This is a genomic window from Dickeya oryzae, assembly GCF_020406815.2.
Classification (GTDB): domain Bacteria; phylum Pseudomonadota; class Gammaproteobacteria; order Enterobacterales; family Enterobacteriaceae; genus Dickeya; species Dickeya oryzae.
Genome location: NZ_CP162670.1, coordinates 1,694,731 through 1,718,004, shown reverse-complemented (window position 1 = coordinate 1,718,004; position 23,274 = coordinate 1,694,731). Strand labels below are relative to the sequence as shown.

Annotated in this window: 16 protein-coding genes and 1 tRNA gene; 13 read left to right on the top strand and 4 right to left on the bottom strand. The window is 53.9% G+C overall.

Features of this window, described 5'->3' with window-relative positions:
* The first annotated feature begins 385 nt into the window (after positions 1-385).
* The 4 genes from LF929_RS07420 to LF929_RS07405 all read left to right on the top strand — a co-directional run bounded on the left by LF929_RS07420 (position 386) and on the right by LF929_RS07405 (position 4,653).
* A complete protein-coding gene (locus tag LF929_RS07420; protein ID WP_226093415.1) occupies positions 386-1,414 on the top strand; it encodes an ABC transporter substrate-binding protein in 1,029 nt (342 codons plus the stop codon).
* A gap of 126 nt (positions 1,415-1,540) precedes the next feature.
* On the top strand, positions 1,541-2,275 hold the full coding sequence (locus LF929_RS07415; protein WP_226093416.1) for an SDR family NAD(P)-dependent oxidoreductase: 735 nt from the start codon (positions 1,541-1,543) through the stop codon (positions 2,273-2,275).
* Positions 2,268-3,305, top strand: a complete 1,038-nt coding sequence (locus LF929_RS07410) for a phosphotransferase (protein WP_226093417.1) — start codon at positions 2,268-2,270, stop codon at positions 3,303-3,305. Before LF929_RS07415 ends, LF929_RS07410 begins: the two co-directional genes overlap by 8 nt.
* Positions 3,306-3,342: 37 nt before the next feature.
* A complete protein-coding gene (locus tag LF929_RS07405; protein ID WP_226093418.1) occupies positions 3,343-4,653 on the top strand; it encodes an aspartate aminotransferase family protein in 1,311 nt (436 codons plus the stop codon).
* Here the strand turns inward: LF929_RS07405 and LF929_RS07400 are convergent.
* Positions 4,650-5,342, bottom strand: coding sequence for a GntR family transcriptional regulator (locus LF929_RS07400; RefSeq protein WP_226093419.1), 693 nt, complete (start codon positions 5,340-5,342; stop codon positions 4,650-4,652). The genes LF929_RS07405 and LF929_RS07400 overlap by 4 nt on opposite strands.
* 272 nt (positions 5,343-5,614) lie before the next feature.
* Here LF929_RS07400 and LF929_RS07395 point away from each other — a divergent pair, with 272 nt between their 5' ends.
* Both LF929_RS07395 and fdhF read left to right on the top strand, forming a co-directional pair.
* Complete coding sequence (locus LF929_RS07395) at positions 5,615-6,157, top strand: 4Fe-4S dicluster domain-containing protein (RefSeq protein ID WP_016943624.1); 543 nt, start codon at positions 5,615-5,617, stop codon at positions 6,155-6,157.
* A gap of 34 nt (positions 6,158-6,191) precedes the next feature.
* The gene (gene fdhF / locus LF929_RS07390; RefSeq protein ID WP_038904874.1) at positions 6,192-8,342 is read left to right on the top strand and encodes a formate dehydrogenase subunit alpha; all 2,151 of its coding nucleotides are present in this window, start codon (positions 6,192-6,194) and stop codon (positions 8,340-8,342) included.
* An 82-nt stretch (positions 8,343-8,424) separates the two neighbouring features.
* Here the strand turns inward: fdhF and flhA are convergent, their stop codons facing one another.
* Positions 8,425-10,593 carry a formate hydrogenlyase transcriptional activator FlhA gene (flhA, locus tag LF929_RS07385; RefSeq protein ID WP_226093420.1) on the bottom strand — a complete coding sequence of 723 codons (2,169 nt, stop codon included), beginning with the start codon at positions 10,591-10,593 and terminating at the stop codon, positions 8,425-8,427.
* 913 nt (positions 10,594-11,506) lie between these two features.
* Between flhA and LF929_RS07380 the strand changes: the two genes are divergently transcribed.
* Positions 11,507-12,796 carry a dicarboxylate/amino acid:cation symporter gene (locus LF929_RS07380; protein WP_016943621.1) on the top strand — a complete coding sequence of 430 codons (1,290 nt, stop codon included), beginning with the start codon at positions 11,507-11,509 and terminating at the stop codon, positions 12,794-12,796.
* Between the two features lie 56 nt (positions 12,797-12,852).
* On the opposite strand, the gene hypT is transcribed toward LF929_RS07380, so the two are convergent.
* On the bottom strand, positions 12,853-13,746 hold the full coding sequence (gene hypT, locus LF929_RS07375) for a hypochlorite stress DNA-binding transcriptional regulator HypT (protein ID WP_038904876.1): 894 nt from the start codon (positions 13,744-13,746) through the stop codon (positions 12,853-12,855).
* Between the two features lie 150 nt (positions 13,747-13,896).
* Between hypT and LF929_RS07370 the strand changes: the two genes are divergently transcribed.
* From LF929_RS07370 to LF929_RS07350, 5 genes are all read left to right on the top strand, one after another.
* Positions 13,897-14,613 (top strand): aspartate/glutamate racemase family protein, encoded by a 717-nt coding sequence (locus tag LF929_RS07370; RefSeq protein WP_226093421.1) that lies wholly within the window; start codon positions 13,897-13,899, stop codon positions 14,611-14,613.
* Positions 14,614-14,700: 87 nt separating this feature from the next.
* Positions 14,701-15,774, top strand: a complete 1,074-nt coding sequence (locus LF929_RS07365; RefSeq protein WP_038904877.1) for a LacI family DNA-binding transcriptional regulator — start codon at positions 14,701-14,703, stop codon at positions 15,772-15,774.
* A 189-nt stretch (positions 15,775-15,963) separates the two neighbouring features.
* Complete coding sequence (locus LF929_RS07360; protein ID WP_226093422.1) at positions 15,964-19,074, top strand: beta-galactosidase; 3,111 nt, start codon at positions 15,964-15,966, stop codon at positions 19,072-19,074.
* A 216-nt stretch (positions 19,075-19,290) separates the two neighbouring features.
* A tRNA-Asn gene (locus LF929_RS07355) sits at positions 19,291-19,366 on the top strand.
* Positions 19,367-19,527: 161 nt separating this feature from the next.
* Positions 19,528-20,811, top strand: coding sequence for a tyrosine-type recombinase/integrase (locus LF929_RS07350; RefSeq protein WP_368678962.1), 1,284 nt, complete (start codon positions 19,528-19,530; stop codon positions 20,809-20,811).
* A gap of 69 nt (positions 20,812-20,880) precedes the next feature.
* Here LF929_RS07350 and LF929_RS07345 read toward each other — a convergent pair whose 3' ends face one another.
* Positions 20,881-21,192, bottom strand: a complete 312-nt coding sequence (locus LF929_RS07345) for a DUF736 domain-containing protein (protein ID WP_027712536.1) — start codon at positions 21,190-21,192, stop codon at positions 20,881-20,883.
* A gap of 1,023 nt (positions 21,193-22,215) precedes the next feature.
* On the opposite strand from LF929_RS07345, the gene LF929_RS07340 reads away from it, so the two are divergent.
* On the top strand, positions 22,216-23,142 hold the full coding sequence (locus LF929_RS07340) for a hypothetical protein (RefSeq protein ID WP_226093232.1): 927 nt from the start codon (positions 22,216-22,218) through the stop codon (positions 23,140-23,142).
* The last annotated feature ends 132 nt before the right edge of the window (positions 23,143-23,274 follow it).

The window sequence follows — 23,274 nt, the reverse complement described above, 5'->3', positions numbered from 1 at the left end:
TGCTGTTGATCACCACAAAACGCATCCATTTCAGCCGCTGTCGTGCCGCTGCCACAATAAATGCCGGATGACCTTACCTCGATAGAGAATGTTCAGATCTGGAATGCGCTTTGCGATCTCTTCCATTCCCCCATTTTTCTATCCCCCGTTTAGCCGTGGCACCCACTTCCGCCTATTTCCCCAAATGAGTGCATACACTGGCTGTCCACGCATCATGGAGATATACCGCTAGTGTCGTCACTGACAGTGAGTTTTAAAAATAAGCAAATAAAAACAAATCGTTGAGTTGCATTTCTCTGTATTTACTTTTGCCTTGGCATACATGATGCATCATACATCATAAAAACAACCGCGCTGCATCATTACACACCATGAGGAAAATGCCATGCTGAAAAAACTGATGTTCATCACCGGCCTGATAGGCACCACCTTGTCCGCTCAGGCAGAAACGCTCACCGTCATCTCATTCGGAGGTCTGAATAAAGAGGCCCAGCAAAAAGCCTTTTACACACCATTCCAGCAGGCAGGGCTAGGAACGGTAGAGGCGGGAGAATACAACGGAGAAATGGCGAAAATCCGCGCGATGGTACAGACCGGCCAGGTCGGTTGGGATGTGGTGGAAGTGGAAAGCCCGGAGTTGGTGCGCGGGTGCAGTGAAGGGTTGTTTGAGACGCTGGACTGGAAAAAACTCGGTAATGCAGACGACTTTGTCAAAGGCTCGGTATCCGAATGCGGTGCCGGGATTTTCCTGTGGTCAACGGTGATGACCTATAACGGAGACAAGCTGAAAAACGGGCCAAAAAACTGGGCCGATTTCTGGGATATCCACACCTACCCCGGTAAACGAGCGCTGCGTAAAAGCGCCAAGTTCACACTGGAAATTGCCCTGCTGGCAGACGGCGTAAAACGGGACGAGATCTATCAGGTGCTGGCGACACCAACTGGCGTGGACCGCGCGTTTAAAAAACTGGACCAGATAAAATCATCGATCCAATGGTGGGAATCCGGTGCTCAACCCTTGCAGTGGTTGGTGGCTGGCGATGTCGTTATGACATCGGCGTATAACGGGCGGGTGACCGCCGCACGCAAAGAAGGCCATGATTTCCGTATCGTATGGCAAGACAGCCTGTATGACCTCGATAGCTGGGCCATCGTCAAAGGCAGTAAACATCGCGCCATCGCCGAGCAATTCATCGCCTTTGCCAGTCAGCCAGATCATCAAAAGGTCTTTGCCGAAACCATCCCTTACGGCCCGACCAATAAACAGACAATGGACACGCTGTCACCAACCATCGCCGCCGATATCCCCACTAACCGGCAAAACCTGGCACAAGCCGTGGGTATTGATACCGCCTTCTGGATCGAACACGGCGAAGAGCTGGAACAGCGCTTCAACGCCTGGGCGGATAAGTAACCGTTAAAAAAATAACTATTTTTCAATTTATTAAGACAAAAAAATACGGTGCAGGTCTTTTACCTCTTGCCCTTATCCAGGTTTACTATAATTTATGATGCATCATATATCATTAAGGCGATCATCATGTCTGACACGAAAACACTACTATTGACCGGCGCCAGCCGGGGTATTGGTCACGCTACGGTTAAACACTTCCACGCCGCTGGCTGGAAGATTTTCACCGCATCGCGCCAAAACTGGGTAGAAGATTGCCCGTGGGCCGAAGGATTACTGAATCACATTCATCTGGATCTGGAGGATATTACCGCGCTGGAGGCAAGCCTGCCGATGATCAAAGAGCGACTCGGCGGTCAGTTGCACGCGCTGGTTAATAACGCGGGCATATCCCCGAAAGGTGAAGGTGGAACCCGACTCGGCGTACGTGATACCGAGTACGCCACCTGGATACGGGTATTTAACGTCAACCTGTTTTCCACCGCCATTCTCGCTAATGGACTATTCGATGAACTGCATGCGGCACAAGGCAGCATCATTAATGTTACCTCGATTGCCGGTTCTCGTGTCCATCCTTTCGCAGGAGCGGCTTACGCCACCTCCAAAGCGGGATTAGCCGCATTGACGCGTGAAATGGCGCACGACTTCGGGAAATACGGTATTCGGGTTAATGCCATTGCACCCGGTGAGATCGATACGGCGATCCTGTCGCCCGGCACGCAGGATATTGTCGAACAGACTGTTCCGATGAAACGCCTGGGCAAGCCAGAAGAGGTCGCGTCGCTGGTCTATTTCCTTTGTACCCAGGGTGCGTCTTACATCAACGGGGCGGAAATCCATGTCAACGGAGGCCAGCATGTCTGATCCGCTCGTCCTGTTCACTACGGATGTACCGTCACTCTCGGCGGTACAGGCGCAGCAGATAGCTCGCCAGCAATACGGGCTGGATGGCAGCATGACGCCACTGCCCGGCGAGCGTGACGCCAACTTCCACCTCGTCACTGCGGCACACGGTCAGTATATGCTGAAAGTGATCAACCCCGCTGAATCCGCACCGATACGAGATGTTCAGACCGAGATATTGCTTCATCTGGCTCGCGTCGACACCACCTTGCCAGTCCCTCGCATCATCAGTAATCGGTGGGGCAATCCCTCCCCTGCGCTGATGATTGATGGACAGATGCACCATATCCGGCTGATCACCTGGTCCTTCGGACAGCCGTTGCACCGGGTGCCTCGCTCGTCAACGCTGTCAGCTCGACTCGGCGATACGCTGGCACAGTTGGATCTCGCCTTGCAAGACTTTAGCCACCCGGCGGCATCGCGAGACCTGTTGTGGGATATCGCCCATCTGGAGCGGATTCATGACTGGCTGCGTTATGTCGCAAACGCGCAGCAACGGCAGTTAATTCTTCAGTGGTTGACCCGCTGGGAAACCGCCGTGGCACCGATTCAATCCAGCCTGCGCCACCAATTGATTCATAACGACCTCAATCCTTACAACGTGTTGGTGGATACCCACGCCGCAGTGCCGCACATTGACGGCATCATCGATTTTGGTGATGCGTTGTACGCACCATTGGTCAATGAGCTGGCGACCGCGCTGGCTTATCAGGTTGGCGATGAGTCCGAGCCACTGGCGTGGATCCTGCCGTTTGTCTCGGCCTATCACGCCCGGTTGCCGCTCACTGAGCAGGAAATCAGTCTGTTGCCCTGCCTCATCGCCGCCCGACTGACGCTAACCCTTTCCATCACCCAATGGCGCAGCGAGTTGTACCCAGAAAACCGCGACTATATCCAGCGCAACCTGGATACCGCCTGGCGCAGCCTGCAGCACCTCAGCCGCCAGCCCGAGCAGCGGCTAGCTGAGCAATTACTGCACGCCTGTCGTTAACGCCATACTGAGAAGCCAGCCAGATAAGGAATCATCCATGAATACCCGTTCCACTTCACCATCCCCCGAAACCGCATCAGTCTCTGAAACGTTGCTGGCCCGCCGTCAGCGGCTATTGGGTGCAGGTTACCGCCTGTTTTATCAGCAGCCGCTGCATGTGGTTCGTGGGGATGGTGTCTGGCTGTATGACGCCGACGGCAACCGCTATCTGGATGTATACAACAACGTCGCCTCACTCGGGCATTGTCACCCCGCAGTGGTGGAGGCTATCGCCACACAAGCCGCCACACTCAATACTCACACCCGCTACCTCACTGACGCTATTTTGGATTTCGCTGAAGACTTTCTACAGGAGTTTCCCGCCCCGCTGCAAAACATTACCCTGACCTGTAGCGGCAGCGAGTCGAACGATCTGGCTCTGCGTATCGCCCGTTACGTCACCGGCGGTAGCGGTGTCATGGTGACCCGTTGGGCATACCATGGTGTCACCGCCCAACTTGCCGGGTTATCGCCATCACTGGGTAGCGGTGCACCACGGGGAGAACAGGTCTGGCTTATCGACCCACCGGACGGTTACCGCCGCCAGCCAGGCTGCCTGCTCACCAGTGTGAAACAGGCACTGGCGCAAATGGAACAAGCTGGCGTACGCCCGGCGGCGCTACTGTTTGATACCCTATTTTCCAGCGACGGCGTATTCAGCGCCCCAGCGCAGGACGTACAAGAAGCGGTGCGTCTGGTACGTTCAGCGGGCGGGTTGTTTATTGCCGATGAGGTACAAGCTGGTTTTGGCCGAACCGGTAGCCACCGCTGGGGATTTGGCGCGTATGGCGTGGTGCCGGATCTGGTGACGCTGGGCAAACCGATGGGCAACGGCCATCCGGTCGCGGCAGTGGTCGGCAACCCAGCGTGGTTTGAAGCATTCGGGCGTAATCAGCGTTATTTTAATACCTTTGGCGGCAATCCCGTGTCCTGTCGAGCAGCCCATGCCGTGTTGCACACCTTGCGCCGTGAGCAGTTGCAAGATAATGCCCTGCGAATGGGGAGTTATCTGGAGACAGGGTTACGCAAACTGGCCGAGCGACACGACTGCATTGGCGACATTCGGGTTTATGGCTTGTTCATCGGCGTCGAGCTGGTGACCAGCCGGTTAACACGCCAGCCGGATACGACAGGTGCGGTACACGTAGTCAATGACCTGCGGCAACACCAAATTTTGCTGAGCGCCACCGGGCCTGACGGCAATATTTTGAAAATCCGGCCGCCGTTGATTTTCCAGCCGGAACACGCCGATATGTTGTTGCACGGATTGGATAACGCCCTGAGCAGACGTTCATCCATCGGCGATTAAGAACTTATCTGTTGGTCGGCTTCTCCGTGAACATTAGCAATGAATTCGACCATTTTCTGATGCCCGTCCTGAATGTCTGCCTGAATCGCCAACCGCGCGGCTACCGGGTCAGTGTTTTTCAAGGCCACCAGCACCTCCTGGTGGTGGCCGACGGCCATACGCTCTGAAAAATGGCTGTATGCCTGTGCTATCAATGGCCCGGTACGCATCCACAAACTGTCGATAAAACTGCACAGTAATGGCATCTGTGCCGTATGCGCCAGCAACAGATGAAATTCGCTGTTCAGCCGCAACGCTTCGGTAAAGTCGCCGCGTTTAATCGCCGCTTTGTTATATTCGATGTTCTCTTCAACCTGCGCTAGCGCGCGCGGTGTCACACAGCGAGCGGCATTTTCTGCCCCCATGCCTTCAATGGCCAATCGCAAGGTGCGAATTTCCAGATACTGATCCAGCGTTAATGCCGGTACCCGGATGTCACGCGGTGTACGCAACTCCAGCGCCTGCTCTTTCGACAACTGCAAAATAGCATCACGCACCGGGGTGACACTGGTGCCCAGTTGCGCTGCCAACTCGCGAATGCGCAAGCGATCGTTCGGTTTGAACTGCCCGGTAATCAAAGCATCACGTAACGTGGCATACACCCCGGAACTCAGCCCGGTACGATTGATGGATGCAATCGGATAATTCACGCCTTACTCCTGTTTTTATAATGCGGGTCATTCCCACCCATCATAACGCACTACTGTCGTCAAATCTGCCGAAGGCGGTCGTCGACACTCGACATCCGCCCATTTATCACGCCGACACTCATCATCCATTCGCCTTTAATCTTTTATAAATCAAACCACTAAATCATAAGCATTCATTCTGGCATAAACCCTGCTTTGTGTATGGCGATGTGTCGGTGCCATGCCGTCGACATAACCTTTAGTCAACCAGAGCCGCGGAAGGAGACCCTGTCATGAACCGGTTCGTTTTAGCAGACCCCAAGAAATGTATTGGCTGCCGCACCTGCGAAATCGCCTGCGTGCTGGCCCACAGTGATGGTAACCCGTCATCGCTGTCTGCAGAGCATTTCGCACCGCGACTAAAAGTGGTGAAGGGGCTGAATGTCAGCACCACAATTCAGTGCCGTCACTGTGAAGACGCACCCTGTGCAAATGTTTGCCCTAACGGGGCGATCGTCCATGCCGGCGATCATATCCGGGTGCAGCAAGAGAAATGCATTGGTTGCAAAACCTGCGTAGTGGCATGCCCCTACGGTGCCATGACGGTGATCAGTAAACCGGTAGCGCGTATCAGCCATTATCAGACGCTGGGCAACTGCATCAAGGCGGAAGCGCACAAGTGTGACCTGTGTGAAGGACGTGCCAACGGTCCGGCTTGTGTCGAAGTCTGCCCTACCAAAGCCCTGCACCTGATAAGCAGAGACGACATTCAGGAGATGATCCAACGTAAACAGCGGCGCGCAGCACTTGATGAAGCCGCGGAAATGAAATTCTGAGCGTGCCGTCGGTACGATGAAGGAGAGCAATGTCATGCAGAAAGTGATTACCGTCTGCCCATATTGTGGGTCAGGCTGCAAAATTAACCTGTTGGTAGAAAATGGCAAAGTCGTCGGTGCAGAAGGTGCCAACGGCCTGACCAACGAAGGCGAGCTGTGCTTAAAAGGCTACTATGGTTGGGATTTTCTCAACGACACCAAACTGTTAACCCCACGACTCAAACAACCGATGATCCGCCGCCAGAAAGGCGCGCCATTTGAGGTCGTATCCTGGGAAGAAGCCATCGACTTCGCCAGTTCTCGCCTGAAAGCCATCAAAGAGAAATACGGCCCGGACGCCATCATGCACACCGGTTCATCCCGTGGTCCGGGTAACGAAACCAACTATGTGATGCAGAAATTCGCCCGCGCGGTGACCGGCACCAACAACATCGACTGTTGCGCCCGCGTCTGCCACGGCCCGTCTGTTTCAGGGTTGCAGGTGACACTGGGTAACGGGGCCATGAGTAACTCGATTTGCGAAATCGAAAAAACCGACTGCATTTTAGTCTTCGGTTACAACGCTGCCGACTCTCACCCGATCGTGGCACGTCGCATCATCAAAGCGAAAGAACGCGGTGCCAAAGTTATCGTTTGTGACCCACGCCATATCGAAACTGCCCGTATCGCCGACCTGTGGCTGCCGCTGAAAAACGGCTCCAACATGGCACTGGTCAACGCGTTTGCCAACGTACTGATCAACGAAGGGTTGTATAACTCGACTTTCGTGGCGCAGCACACCGAAGGGTTCGATGAGTATCGCGCCATCGTGGCGAAATACACCCCGGAATACGTGGCAGATATCACTGGCCTTGACCCGCAGTTGATCCGTGATGCGATTCGGATGTATGCCGCGGCACCGTCAGCCACCATCCTGTGGGGCATGGGTGTCACCCAGTGGACACAAGGGGTGGACGTGGTGAAAGGCCTGTCTGGCCTGGCACTGCTGACCGGCAACCTCGGTCGCCCGAATGTCGGCGTTGGCCCGGTACGTGGACAAAACAACGTTCAGGGTGCCTGCGATATGGGTGCGCTGCCGAACCAGTTCCCCGGCTACCAAAAAGTCACCGAAGCGGACGTGCGTGAGAAGTTTGCCAAAGCCTGGGGCGTGCCGTCGCTGTCTGACCGCATCGGCTACTCGCTGACCGATGTCCCGCACATGATCAAAGAAGGCAAGATCAAAGCCAATTACCTGATGGGGGAAGACCCGCTGCAAACCGAGCCGGACTTGTCGGTGGTGCGCGAAACCTTCAATCAACTGGAATTGCTGATCGTTCAGGATATCTTCATGACCAAAACCGCCGCCGTGGCGGATGTCATCTTCCCGGCAACCTCCTGGGGCGAGCATGAAGGGGTGTATTCTGCGGCCGACCGTGGCTTCCAGCGCTTCTACAAAGCAGTTGAACCCAAAGGCAATGTGAAGCCAGACTGGGAAATCATCAGCCTGATGGCTACCGCCATGGGCTATCCGATGCATTACAACAACACCCAGGAAATCTGGGATGAGTTGCGTAACCTGTGCCCGCTTTACTACGGTGCCACCTACGAGAAAATGGCCGGGCTGGGTTATATCCCGTGGCCGTGCCTGACCGAAGACAGCCCCGGCACACCGTGGTTGTATGCCGGTAACAAGTTCGACCGCCCGAACGGTAAAGGGTTATTGTTTGCAACAGAATGGCACCCGCCGATGGAGCAAACCGACGCCGATTACCCGCTGGTGCTCTCCACCGTGCGTGAAGTGGGCCACTACTCTTGCCGCTCCATGACCGGTAACTGTACCGCGCTGCAAACACTGGCAGACGAACCGGGTTACGTGCAGATGAACCCGGAAGACGCTGCCAAACTGGGCATCCGTGACCAGCAACTCACCTGGGTAGCATCACGCCGCGGCAAAGTCATCAGCCGGGCGATGGTCAGTGAACGCATCAATAAAGGTGCGGTTTACATGACTTATCAGTGGTGGATTGGTGCCTGTAACGAGCTGACACTGGATGAAGTTGACCCGATCGCCAAAACCCCAGAGTACAAGCACTGCGCGGTGAAACTGGAACCGATCGCCGACCAGAACTGGGCGGAAAACTATGTCAGACAGGAATACAGCGCCTTGAAAGCCCGTCTGCGTAAAGAAGCCGAAGTCGCGGGTTAATCCCTCTCAGCCCTCTCCGCCAGGAGGGGGCTGTATTACTCCCCCTTTACGTCCCCTTCTCTTTCCGCTGCCACCGTCTTCGTTACGAAATCCCTTCAATTTCCCGGGCGGAAATCCCCATACGCTGCATACGCGACAATAACGTGGTGCGTTTAAGGCCAAGGCGTGCCGCCGCGCCTTTCGGGCCAGCGACAATCCCATTGGTTTCTCGTAAAACCCGGATGATGCGCTCGCGTTCTGACTCGTCGTCGGCCTCCTGCGGCACAGGAGTGGGCTCTACTGTCGGCATAATTTCATGGTGCGCGGGTTTGGGCACATCCAGCGGCGACAAATGGTGCTGGAGTTCATCCATATGCAAGTTGAGCGTGGTGCCGCGTGTCAGGATCACCGCCCGCTCCACCACATTTTCCAGTTCCCGCACGTTGCCAGGCCACGGCAAACGACTCAACTGACGCAACATATCGGAGGGGATACTGTCGATAGTACGGTTCATACGACGGGCTATCTTGCGGGTAAAAAACTTCACCAGCAGCGGAATGTCTTCCGGTCGCTCACGTAACGGCGGAATAACAATCGGGAACACATTGAGGCGATAGTAAAGATCGCTACGGTACTCACGGTCCGCCACCATTTGTTTCAGGTCACGGTTAGTCGCGGCAATTAACCGCACATTCACCGGGATGATCTTACTGCCGCCCAGCCGCTCTATCTCCCGCTCCTGTAGTACCCGCAGTAGCTTGGGCTGCAACTCCAGCGGAATATCCCCAACCTCATCTAAAAATAACGTGCTGTTATCCGCCAGCTCAAAGCGCCCCTGACGCTGGCTGGTCGCACCGGTAAACGCCCCTTTTTCATGTCCGAACAGGTCGCTTTCCAACAGGCCAGAAGGAATCGCGGCGCAATTCATTTTCACCATGCGTTGTGATTTACGTTGGCTCAGGCTATGAATAGCGCGGGCAATCAACTCTTTACCGGTGCCCGTTTCTCCCAGAATCAACACCGTACTGTCACTGGCGGCGACCATCGCCACCTGTTCCAGTACCTGCCGAATCGCCGCGCTACGGCCGATAATCTCGCCAAATTCATCACCGCTACGCTGATGAATGTGTTCAGTCAGTTGCTCGGTCAGGTAGAAGTTTTCATGGATTAACGAATCCTTCAGCCGGGTAATCTGCTCATAGGCCAGTGCGTTATCCAACGCGATGGCGATGCGGGCAGCAATTTGCCGCAGCAGCCGCAGGTCCGCCTCGTTCACGGCAAGCGCGGTGCGATGCGCCAGCTCCAGCACGCCGAGTGTGCGGTTCCCGAATACCAGCGGCAGCAAACACACATGAGACAACTCACGGTCAAACCACTGACAAAGTGGACGTGGGTCTTTAGCCGCCAGTCGTGTCGGTACCTCGATCAGTTGTGGCTGATGTTGCGCCATCACGCTGTCAGCCAGTGTTTGCGCCCGCTCCACTTCGCCTTGCACCGTTTTGGGTGCGCCGGATGCCGGATACACCGTGGCAAGATACTTCAGTGGGTTGTCTTGCTCTTCGCCGTCTTTCAGCACCAGTGCGATAAAATCAATACCAAAGAAGCGGTGGATCTCGCGCGACACCTCCAGCGCCAGCGCTTTCAGCTCCAGTTTGGAAATCACGGTATTGGTGACATCCACCAGAATACGCAGGTGATCCCGCTCGTGGCGCAACCGCTCTTCTTCCTGCAACACTTGCTCACGCTCACAAATATTTTCCACCACCAATGCAACCACACCAGCCAGCGCCTGAAAGAAATCCAGTTCGCTGTCAGTAAAGCGGCTGCCGTCGGTCTTGAGAAATTCGACCCCGCCCAGTACTCGCTGGGTGCCTGGCAGCGGCAACTGGCAATAGTCGCTTAATCCGGCGTAGGCGGGCAGATCGGTCAGATGGGGGAAATCACGCTGAAAGTGTGTCCGGTCACAGTGCAGCACGGTTTGGGTGCTCCACACGACACCACCGGGGCCATTGGCCAGCAGAATCGCCTCTTCGCTGCACAGCGTCCGCCCGGAGTCACGATCGTGGCGGTAGAAATGCATCTGGTTACGCAAGGGGTCAAGCAGGATGACGTTGACGCGACCAAACCGCACCACCGAGAACGACACACCGTCCAGGCACTGCAGCAGATCAGGTAGGGTGCGCTGTTGCAACAGCGACTGAGAAATTTTCAACAAGGCATCCTGCCAGAGAATAGACAGCCGGGACGGGGAGTCTGTCAGTCGTGTCGCCATAACCACCGTAATCCAATCTCCATAGATAGTGTGGGGAAATAGTGTAAGTGCTTCACTGGTGAAATGACACGTCACCTCACCAATAGCTTGATCTGAATCGTGCTAAACCGGGGTTAGCGAACCACAACCGGTTATCCGATGAGCGGTGATCCGTGGTCAGATGGATAATAATAAGAATTATTTATAATTAAGGCTGCAAACGGTGTGATTATCATCACCTTCTCACCCGGCGGCAAGTACGGTTTCGTGTTTTTCCTTTTCGCGCCGAGTGTGTAAAATTCCACCACAACAACACCCCACCGCAACATTCCAATTACATGCAGAGAATGAAAACAACATTTGCGTTTCATTTTTACGCAATACAGGCAGGTGATTAAAATGACTGTCATTTTTATTTCATGGTCAACATCACTCTTCGTTCCAAGGCCCATTATATTTTTATAAATACGAAGGGTAATTCCTGTTTATTAATCCAACACGTTATCAATCAATAATACCGTCATCCTCCCTTAGCGATAAATCCCCCGGTCATTATTGGTGATATTGCTGACTTCATCCAAGATATAAGAAAAAGTTATGATTAGTGCAAAAACCACCTTTCGCCACAAAAAAATAAATACTAATCGATTGAAAATTATGAACTTATTTGAATCACACCAACGACAGCCAGTTAGGGTTTTCGTGATGAATAACCGGAAAATAGCGTATTTTGAGCCCGATTAAGTGATGCATTTCATTTTCTTCGCAGAAAAAAAGGGAAAAGCGCGCAATTCGTTGTAATATTCGGCGCGGCAGACACAGCACCCCACAAACAAATCAGGGTATCGGTCCACGCATGTCTTACGGCATATCTGACCGCTACGCTGCAATAACACTGGTGTTGTCTGGGTACATTCATCAACATGAGGTTTATATGCAAAGGCAGAAGTTATTAATACAGATAATGCTGGCGATCGTGCTCGGTATTCTGATTGGCTGGGCATGCCACACTTATCTGGATGGCGCCCGCGCCAAAGAAGTGGCGTCGTACTTTAATATGGTTACCGATATTTTCCTGCGTCTGATCAAGATGATCATTGCACCGCTGGTATTCGCAACCCTGGTTTCCGGCCTGGCCAGTATGGGTAACTCTTCTGCCGTAGGTCGCGTCGGTCTCAAAGCTATGACCTGGTTTGTGACCGCATCTTTCCTGTCATTGCTGATAGGTATGATGCTGGCGAACTTCTTCCAGCCGGGCACCGGCATGAACCTGGTGGCTTCGGCCAGCCACGTCACTACCGGCCTGAATACCGATGGTTTCACACTGAAGAACTTCATCAGCCATATCTTCCCGAAAAGTATCATAGAAGCGATGGCTAACAACGAGATCCTGCAAATTCTGGTGTTCTCGCTGTTCTTCGGCTCGGCGCTGGCTTACGTCAAGCACCACAACAAACAGGCCAACTTCATTCTCTCTACCATCGAAGAGCTGGCTAAAGTGATGTTCCGCGTCACCGATTACGTGATGGCGCTGGCACCTATCGCCGTCTTTGCCGCTATCGGTTCTGCCATCACGACTCAGGGTCTGGGGCTGATCTATGACTTCGGTAAGCTGATTGGTGAGTTTTATCTGGGCCTGGCACTGCTGTGGGCGGTGTTGTTCCTGGTGGGTTACGCCTTCCTCGGCCGCTCTATTGCCGTGCTGGCGCGTCTGATTCGTGAACCCACCATGCTGGCCTTCGCGACCGCCAGCAGCGAGTCCGCCTATCCGAAAACCATGGATGCGCTGACCCGTTTCGGTGTACCGAAGAAAATCACCAGCTTCGTGCTGCCGCTGGGTTACTCCTTCAACCTCGATGGCTCTATGATGTACCAGTCGTTTGCCATCCTGTTCATCGCTCAAGCCTACAATATTGATCTGAGCATGACCCAGCAAATCCTGATCCTGCTGACGCTGATGATCACCAGTAAGGGGATGGCGGGCGTTGCACGTGCTTCTGTGGTGGTGGTTGCCGCCACGCTGCCGATGTTCAACCTGCCGGAAGCCGGTATCCTGCTGATTCTGGGTATCGACCAGTTCCTGGATATGGGCCGCACCGCGACCAACGTTATCGGCAACAGTATCTCTACCGCCGTGGTGGCCAGTCTGGAAAAAGACATCACCGACGACGAAGAAGAAACCGAGCCGGAAGTGGTGTTGCAACAGGCCAGACAAGACGCCTGATCCAGTCCATACCTCCAGCATTTGAACGCAGACAGCGGCCACCCGGCCGCTGTTTTTTATTGTGCCGTTCGCAACGCCGTCATTGCCCGCCAGAATGATTCCGACGCCACATTCAGCCGCGCATCCAACCGATACAGATACACCTGCATCTTCATCACTGCGTTATCCAGCTTCAACACCGTCAGCTCTTTGTTCGCCAGCTCATCACGGATCGAGTAATCCGGCAGCCATGCGATACCATGCCCCTGCTTAACCATACGTTTGAGTAAATCACTCATTGAGGAGACAAAACTCACGGTAAAACGCTCCGATGCCAGTGTGGAGAGATAACGATTGACCTGACGGCCCATGTAACTGGTATCGGTATAATTGAGTAACGGCAACGTGGCGGCACGCACATCAAACTGCGGTTTGCCGAGCGCATCGCAGGCGCACACCGGATACAAGGTAGAATCCATGATGCGGGTATGACGAAACGGTTCTGACATCAACTCCTCGTTATAAAAAGAGAAAATGAAGTCACTGCGCCCCTCTTTAAGGTTGAGAACCGCATCATCGACATCGATGGATTCGACATAGAAGATTTTCTCTTGCACATCCGGCACGCTTTTCAGCAATTCCGGCATCACAAAAACCGATAGCGAATGCGCTGCGGCAATCGTTATCTTATTTTTATAGTGGCTACCGCCGTGCAATTTATGAATCTGATATTCCAGATCATCGAGGGTATTGCGGATGTGGGCATGAAAAATCTTACCCTGCTCGGTCAGTTGCAACGGCTGCGCCCGGCGATCAAACAGGTCAAACCCTACGGCCTCTTCCAGCGCCCGAACACGTCGGCTGAACGACGACTGTGAGATGTTACGTGTCTCCGCCGCCAGCGTGAAACTGCGGTGTTCTTCCAGTGCAATGAAATCATATAACCATTTGGTTTCAATATTATTTAGCATCATCAAGCGCCGTTTTGAAAACGCATTCTACGCATAATGCGCATAGCGTTATGCAAAACATACATAAATGATGGGAATTTCGCAATTCACATTTCCAGGCGCTGTGCGATGATTTTTCCACTCCAGACTACTCGCAGTGAGGCGGAAAACGTGAACCCTGTAATCGGAATTCTTGGCGGCATGGGGCCGGGTGCCACCGTAGACGCCATGCAAAAACTTATCCGGCAAACCCCGGCACGTAAGGATCAGGAACACATTCCGATGATCGCCGTGTCTATCCCAGATATTCCGGACCGTACCCAGTGCATTCTCCATCACAGCCCGTCGCCGCTGCAAAAGATGATTGAATACATGAGAATTCTGGAAAACGCGGGAGCCACTTGCATCATCATTCCTTGCAATACCGCACACTACTGGTTCGAGGATTTGAAGCGGCATACTCAGGTAGACATGATCAGCATCATTGATGCCGCCTGCCAGCAAGTCGCCGAACAACGCGTCCATCACGTCGGCATTCTGGCGACGACCGCCACCGTGCGCGGTAATATCTACCAGCATGCACTCAGTGGTCAGCAGGTGCGCTGCACGCTGCCTGATGAAGCACAGCAGCTGGCGGTCATGAACAGTATCTATGCTTACAAGGCGGGTGATTTCAACCAGTCTCGCGCACTACTGCTGCCGGTCGTCGATTCGCTGCGCCAGCAAGGGGTAGAAAAAATCATTCTGGGTTGCACCGAGCTGCCGCTGATTCTGGAGCCAGAAGTCAACGCCACACCCGATGCCTACCTGGATGCCACCGATGCACTGATCAAACAAACTATCGCCTGGTATTACCGGCAAGTGACACATCCCCTCGTCGCAGCGTAATTTTTCTCTGTTGACCACGGTATGCATTCACCGGCATTTGTTATGATAACGTGAGGTGACAATGCAGAGACCGACTGACAGAGCATCATGAAAGCAAAACCAGTAACGCTCAATGACGTGGCAGCTTACGCCGGTGTGTCATACCAAACCGTTTCCCGGGTACTGAATCAGGCACCTCACGTCTCGATACGCACACGGGAAAAGGTGGAGCAGGCGATGGCCGCGCTCCACTACATCCCCAATCGGGTAGCACAGCAACTGGCGCGCCGCAGTAGCACGACCATTGGGTTGGCGACAATCGACCTATCGCTGCATGCGCCATCCCAAATCGCTGCCGCCATCAAAACGACCGCCAGCGAACTGGGGTTCACGGTGGTGATCTCCATGTTACGTGCGGCCGATGGTAATGACGTCCAGCGCGCCGTTAACGAATTACTGTCACAGCGGGTAGATGGCGTCATCATCAACGTCCCACTGGAGCAAGAAGAGGCGGAGCACATCCATCAGTTGTGCGCGGCCACACCGGCGTTGTTTCTCGACACGGCACCTACCGCCAACCTGCCCAGCGTGATGTTCGACCCGCAGCAGGGTGCGAAGCTGGCTATCGACCATCTGGTAGAAATGGGGCACCGTCGCATCGCCTTGCTGACCGGTCCGCAAAGCTCGGTGTCGGCGCGTTTGCGTTACGAGGGCTGGCAGAAAGCGCTAGCCGCCAACCTGTTAACCCCTTGTGCCATCGCCGAAGGCGACTGGAGCGCCAGCTCAGGGTATCAGCAGGCGCATTTACTGCTGGCAAACGCAATCCGCCCCACTGCTATCGCCGTCGCCAACGACCAAATGGCGTTGGGCGTTCTGCGGGCGATTCATGAATACGGCTTGCGCGTACCGGAACAGATCTCGGTCATTGGTTTTGACGATACACGTGACAGCGCCTATTTCCAGCCGCCGTTAACCACCATCCGTCAGGATTTTAGGCAACTGGGCCGGGAAAGCGTCAACCGGCTGCTGGACTGCCTGCAACACCCGCACACACCAGCCCCACTGCGGTTAAAAACGACCCTGATACCACGTCAAACTACCGCGGCCTGGCGCCCTTCCACCCTGTCACCGCAGGATGTCGCCCAGCAGTTGATTAGTCTGGCACGGCAGTTACAGCGTTAGCCGTCCCCTTCGGATGCCGGTTTTGTGATCGATACCACTTTCCGGCATCGCTGCACTTTACTCATATTCGGCAAGCCGCGATCCTGACAGTAAAATTGTGAGCGGATCACAATTTCATTTATCCGCTCATCAGTTGTTTTCAGTCATTCACTTGCAGCCAACTCAGCCAATAAAAGGAAAGCCTGTTTTATGTCCACTGTTTCCGCTTATGTTCCGCTATCCGGCATCTCGCTGACGGATATTCTGGCCAGACGCGACTGGGAAAACCCGACCTGCCCACACATTCGCCGCCTGGACGCCCATCCGCCCTTTTCCAGTTGGCGCGACCTGAATGCAGCACGCGACGATGCCCCTTCCGACCGGCGTCAGTTACTGAATGGCGAATGGACCTTCAGCTATTTTGCTCGCCCGCAAGCCGTACCAGAACAGTGGCTGACACAGGATTTAAACGATGCCGATCAGATTACCGTCCCCTCTAACTGGCAGTTAGCAGGATACGACGCGCCGATTTACACCAATGTTAAGTACCCCATTCCCGTCAACCCACCATTCGTACCAGAAGACAACCCTACCGGGTGTTACTCGCTCACATTTTCAGTCGATCCCGACTGGCTGGCGCAAGGGCAGACCCGCATCGTATTCGACGGCGTTAACTCTGCTTTTCATCTGTGGTGCAACGGCCAATGGGTCGGTTACTCTCAGGATAGCCGCCTGCCAGCGGAGTTCGACCTGACACCTTGTCTGCAGGTGGGAGAAAACCGGCTGGCAGTGATGGTGCTGCGCTGGTCTGACGGCACCTATCTGGAAGATCAGGACATGTGGCGCATGAGCGGCATTTATCGCGATGTCTACCTGCTGCATAAACCGACGGTACACCTGCGCGATGTGCAACTCACAACCCCACTGCGACACAGCCACACCCAAGGTACGTTGTGCGTCACCGCGCTGGCCAACCTGCCGGAAGACCAGGCTGAACACTGGCAACTGGCGGTACAGTTATGGCGAGGCGAACGCCTGGTGGGGGAACAACGCAAACCGTTCGGCACCCCGGCGATAGATGAGCGCGGTGCCTATCACGACAGGGTGAGTCTGCAACTGGAGGTGGCGCAGCCCGCCTTGTGGAGCGCGGAAGAACCCAATCTGTACCGGGCGGTGGTGGCGCTGGAGTGCGACGGCACGCTGGTGGAAGCAGAAGCCTACGACGTCGGCTTTCGTGAGGTCGCCATCCGTAACGGCTTGTTGTTGCTCAACGGTCAACCGCTGCTGATCCGCGGTACTAATCGCCATGAGCACCACCCGCAGCACGGTCAGGCGATCGATGAAGCGACCATGCGGCAGGATATCCTGTTGATGAAACAGCATAACTTCAACGCGGTACGCTGCTCCCACTACCCTAATCATCCGTTGTGGTATCGGCTGTGCGACCGCTATGGCTTGTACGTGGTCGATGAAGCCAATATCGAAACCCACGGCATGCAACCAATGAGCCGCCTGTCCGACAACCCGCGCTGGTTACCCGCTTATGCCGAACGCGTCACACGCATGGTACAACGCGACCGTAATCATCCCTGCATTATTATCTGGTCGTTAGGCAATGAATCTGGCTACGGCCATACCCATAGCGCGCTTTACCAGTGGGTGAAACAACAAGACCCCACCCGACCGGTGCAATACGAAGGCGGCGGTGCCAATACACCAGCGACCGATATTTTGTGCCCGATGTATGCTCGCGTCGATCAAGACCAGCCCTTCCCCGCCGTCCCGAAATGGTCCATCAAAAAATGGATTGGCCTGCCGGGTGAACACCGTCCGCTGATTCTGTGCGAATACGCGCACGCGATGGGCAACAGTTTTGGCGGCTTTGACCGCTACTGGCAGGCATTCCGCCAGTACCCACGCCTGCAAGGCGGCTTTGTCTGGGACTGGGTGGATCAGGCGCTGCTGCGTGAACAAGACGGCAAAACACACTGGGCCTACGGCGGTGACTTTGGTGATAAACCTAATGACCGTCAGTTCTGCCTCAATGGTCTGGTATTCCCTGATCGCACACCGCACCCGGCGCTGTACGAAGCCCAGCGCGCCCAGCAATTTTTCCAGTTCAGCCGCCATGACGATGCCCCGCTGACGCTGACTGTCACCAGTGAATACCTGTTCCGCCACAGTGATAATGAAGAGCTGCACTGGCGCATTATGCAGGATGACGTGCTACTGGCATCAGGCCAGGTACCGCTCGATATCGCACCGCAAGGGAGTCAGACACTTACCTTGCTGAAGCAGGTGCCTGCCCCGCAGCACCACGCCGATATGTGGCTGACCGTAGAGGTAATTCAGCCGAAGGCGACCGACTGGTCACCAGCGGGTCATCGCTGCGCCTGGGATCAATGGCAGTTACCGATACCGCTGGCACGTCCGCTGCCGCCTGTTCATGATGGCGAGTCTCCATCATTGAGCCAAACCGATGAGCAATTCGAGGTCACACTCGGCCAACAGCGCTGGGTGTTTAGCCGCCACAGCGGCTTGCTGACACAGTGGTGGCGTGATGGGCAACCCCAGTTACTCAGCCCGTTGCAGGATAATGTGACCCGCGCAGCACTGGATAACGACATCGGTATCAGCGAAGTCGATCGTATTGACCCGAACGCCTGGGTAGAACGCTGGAAACTGGCCGGATTGTACCAGTACGACACCGACTGCCAGTACATCCACGCCGACACCCTCAGCGACAGCGTACTGATCACCACCGAGCACATCAGCCACTATCAGCAACAGGTGTTGTTCATCAGCCGTAAACAGTGGCGAATCGATGCGCGCGGCGTCCTGACGGTAAATGTCGATGTCGAGATTGCCCGTCACTTGCCTTCGCCAGCTCGCATCGGCCTTTCCGTGCAACTGGCGGCAGTCAACCCACAGGTCAGCTGGCTGGGGCTCGGCCCGCATGAAAACTACCCCGACCGACGCCTTGCCGCGCTACACGGCCGTTGGCAACAACCGCTGGAGTCGATGCACACACCCTATATTTTCCCATCGGAAAACGGCCTGCGCTGTCACACCCAGGAATTGTGCTACGGCGACTGGCTTATCGAAGGTGACTTCCACTTCGGCATCGGCCGCTACAGCCAGCAACAACTGATGTCATGCACCCATCACCATCTGCTGCAACCAGAAGCCGGAACCAGGCTTAATCTGGATGGCTTCCACATGGGCGTTGGCGGTGACGACTCCTGGAGCCCCAGCGTTGCACCAGACTTCCTGCTGACGGCTCCTCGCTACCGCTACCAGTTGCAACTGCGGTTACGGTAGTTTTTTTATCCCTCGCCGCCCCAGCGGGCTGGCAGCATTCTGTTGCTGTCAGCCCGCTGTTTTTCCATCACCACGCAACGAAAATGCGGCTTTATCGCCGCAATCATGTGAAAAAAACGGCATATTGCGCATTCCCTCGCCAAACGCATCAAAAATGTGGTTTACACCTTTGACATGGGCGACGGACCCCGTTATTATGCGCCCCGTTCAAACGATTCCTCTGTAGTTCAGTCGGTAGAACGGCGGACTGTTAATCCGTATGTCACTGGTTCGAGTCCAGTCAGAGGAGCCAAATTCTTGTTTTCATGCCGCTTCGCGAATCCTTATATGATTTGGGTTCAACAGGTTGGCGTGAAATATCTTCCCGATGCATTTTCAGTTTTCCCTCTGCATCGGGAGAATTTGGTGGTCAGATTTGGGGTCAGGTTAGTTCGATGACGGAGTGACCCCCACATGTCTCTTAATGACTCAAAAATCCGCAACTTAAAACCATCTGCAAAGCCCTACAAAGTTTCCGATTCTCACGGTCTGTACCTGTTGATTAATCCCGGCGGTTCACGTCTCTGGTATCTCAAATATCGTATCAATAAAAAAGAATCCCGCCTTGGTTTAGGTACCTACCCCGATGTATCGCTGGCTGATGCGCGTCAACAACGTGACAGCATCCGTAAACTGCTGGCGCAGAATATCAACCCCGCACACCAGCGGGCGGCAAAAAAAGCGTCCCGCTCACCAGAAAAATCATTCAGAGATGTAGCCCTGGACTGGCACAAAAGCAACCGGACATGGTCAGAGAGCCATGCCACTCGCCTGCTTGCAAGCATGAATAACCATCTCTTTCCTGTTATTGGGCACCTGCCTGTTACGGAGCTGAAACCCCGTCACTTCATCGGTCTGCTGAAAGGGATTGAGAAAAAAGGTTTACTGGAAGTGGCAGCCCGTACCCGGCAGCACCTATGCAACATCATGCGTCATGCTGTGCATCAGGAACTGATAGAACACAATCCGGCGGCCAATCTGGACGGTATTATCGCCCCGCCCGTTAAACGTCACTACCCTGCCCTGCCGCTGGAGCAACTACCTGAACTGTTGACACGCATTGAGGACTACCGGCAAGGACGGGAATTAACCCGGCTGGCCGTATCGCTCACCCTGCATCTGTTCATCCGCTCCAGCGAATTGCGCTTCGCGCGATGGTCGGAAATTGATTTCAGAAACCACATCTGGACTATTCCCGCTACCCGCAAAGCCATCCCCGACGTACGTTATTCCGGGCGTGGCGCAAAGATGCGTACCCCACATATCGTTCCCCTCTCCCGGCAGGCCATCGCTATTCTGAAACAGATACGGGATATATCCGGGCATCAGGAACTGATATTCCCCGGTGACCATAATCCGTATAAACCGATGTGCGAAAACACGGTCAACAAGGCGTTGCGCCTGATGGGCTATGACACCCAAAATGATATCTGCGGTCACGGATTCCGGGCAATGGCCTGTAGCGCACTGATGGAATCCAGCCTGTGGTTACAGGATGCGGTTGAGCGCCAGATGAGCCATCAGGAGCGCAACAGCGTGCGAGCGGCTTACATCCATAAAGCGGAATACCTTGATGCCCGAAAAGCGATGATGCAATGGTGGTCGGATTATCTGGATATGAACCGGGAAAATTACGTTGCGCCCTATGTTTATGCGCAAGTGACGCTGCTCCCCTCAAGAGCAGTAAAAACGCAATGAGCCACAGGCTCATTGCCGGAGTAAACAGTGTGCGCCCCGCCGTGACTGGCGGGGCGAGGTGTCTGGCTGTCAGGCCGACGGTTTGCTGCGCGACCAGATCAACTGGTGCTTGCCATTCTCTTCTTCGATAAGGCGAGCATAGAGGGTTGCCGGGAAGGAAGGGTCGTCGAGTGTCACCGACAGATAAGGCCGTTCGGCCTGGCTGATTTTCCGCCAGGCTGCGCCGATGTCATAACCACCGAGGGTCTGAATGCGGAAGTCAGGGGCGTGCTCGCTGCTTTTGTCGCAGGGGATAAACCTAACCTTGACATTCAGGGTCAGGGTGCGGACGGTGCCAGTGAAGCCGTTGTTTTGTGCGGTGAAGGTGCCGATGTTAGCCATGATGTTGCTCCTTTCGGATTTTCAAGGTCGCGCCTGTCGCGTCCTTTGTGGTGATCCGAATGGCAGGAGCCGGGCTGGCCGCATCGCTTGCGACCGTAACACCGTGAAGGACCGGAAGAGGCAAAGAATTTGCTGCGCGAGGAAGGCGCTTGCGCCGGGGAAATTGTTTGCCTCTTCCGGTTGCGTCCATAAAGCCCGGCTCCTGCCAGGATTCACAACGAGCTCAAGGACGCACAGGCTGACCAGGCTGAAAGGCGCATTGGCTGACCCGGCCTCGCTCGCACAAATGGCTTTACCAGTGCCTCTCCTGACTCGGTCAAGGCCCTCATCCCCGCGACAGGCGACATGCCCTGCTGCCAGTCCCTCGGTACAGACTGACTGTGGCGTCAACCCGGTCATCAGGCCGGACGGCATATTGGTGACCCATCCTTCATGACCGCAACACCATCATCGCCAGTGTCAAAAACGGCAAGCATCCATGCGACCTGACGCAGCAAGCTATGGCAAACGAAAACGCCCCGCCAATTACGATGGGTAACCTTTTAAGACTGAAAAGATGCCAATTACCCTTTCTATACACGCAAAAATACCGGAGCTAACACGTAATAACCAATAATGACAGCAGTACATCTATTTTTATGACAAACTGCATCACCTTAAGTAAAAATTTCATTCTATAAATTCAATCTGGCAGAACAGTTCTGGGCTGTCCATGCCAGTGAAACACTGTGATGACATCCATTCATAAAACTAAACAATACGTATCTCAGATGCTGTGGTGGTGCTACCACTGCAGGCGGTAGCCCACTTGTGATACAAGGTTATCTCATTCCTTGTGGATTTTTATTTTTTTTCTTAAGAGATAAAAAAATAAAAATGACATACTCTGGTCATTCTAACTAAACCTCTTCCACGCCATGGAAATTTATATATAAAAGTTTAACGTCATACACGGTAATTTTATTAACCCCCCAGTTATTCCCTACGCACAGGAAAGGTTGTCATGCTGAAGGAGATTACATCATGCAAAAACAGACCTTCCTTTTAAACACAAAGAGCAGTATGCCTGAATGGATGACGATACAGGAGGCTATCAGAATAACGAAGAAAACAACAAAAACAGAACTGACGGACAGTGATATTTATCGCCATGCTTTATATGGCAATATCAGCCTTTCCATCTACTTCCAGTCACCGGTTGTTTTACGAAAAATACGAACATTGGATAATAAATTGAAGCTACGCCCGGTCGGACACTCATTCATCGACCGACTTTGTTTGCTCGATAGAAACAGTTTCCTTGGCAAACGAAATCTTATTCTCAGTACCGAGGGACGATACATTACTCCCACCCAGCCAATTATCGACACACTATTAGCGGGACATGAGTACGTTATAGTACAACGCTTGCTTGCCCGCTCCCTGCACATTCCATTACCACACATCGGTGAGAATGAGATCAATTACGGTATATCGGTAACTCTTTCAGGAGATATATTTCAGGTATTCGAAAAGATCACATGGCAGGAAAGAATAAACCAGAAAATCATGCGACTCCCTGAGAAAATGTGGACTGATATTTATCAAGAGATTCAACAACAAGGCATGAATCCAAACCTCCGAAAGGATTACTTTCCGGTTCACGACCTACCGCAAGATGCCTGCTTTGTCATCCGGCATACTGAACTGGAAAAGTTAATCAACATGCCGACCAAAAACCACACATCCTCGTCATCGTCCACACGGATATCCACGCCGTTATCACGATTATTCTGGCTCGCCTGCAAACATAATGAGGCCATTAGCCCATTAATCAGGCAGCCCTATAAACTGTTGTCCATTTTTGAACAATGGGCATCAACTGATGGTATCACCGACCATCTGAGTGGTGACACACTAAAAACGGCACTGGAGCGAGGATCCCCCACATCCATTTCAGGATCTGGTTAATAGAGTCCGTCCTCATTCAATCCAGGCTGTGTCTCTTAATCACCTGCGTGGTGGAAAATCATACAGCGATGGCAAGTAACGGCAGTGGAAATGTACGAAATTGATTCATAAACGAATGAATTTAATAAATTT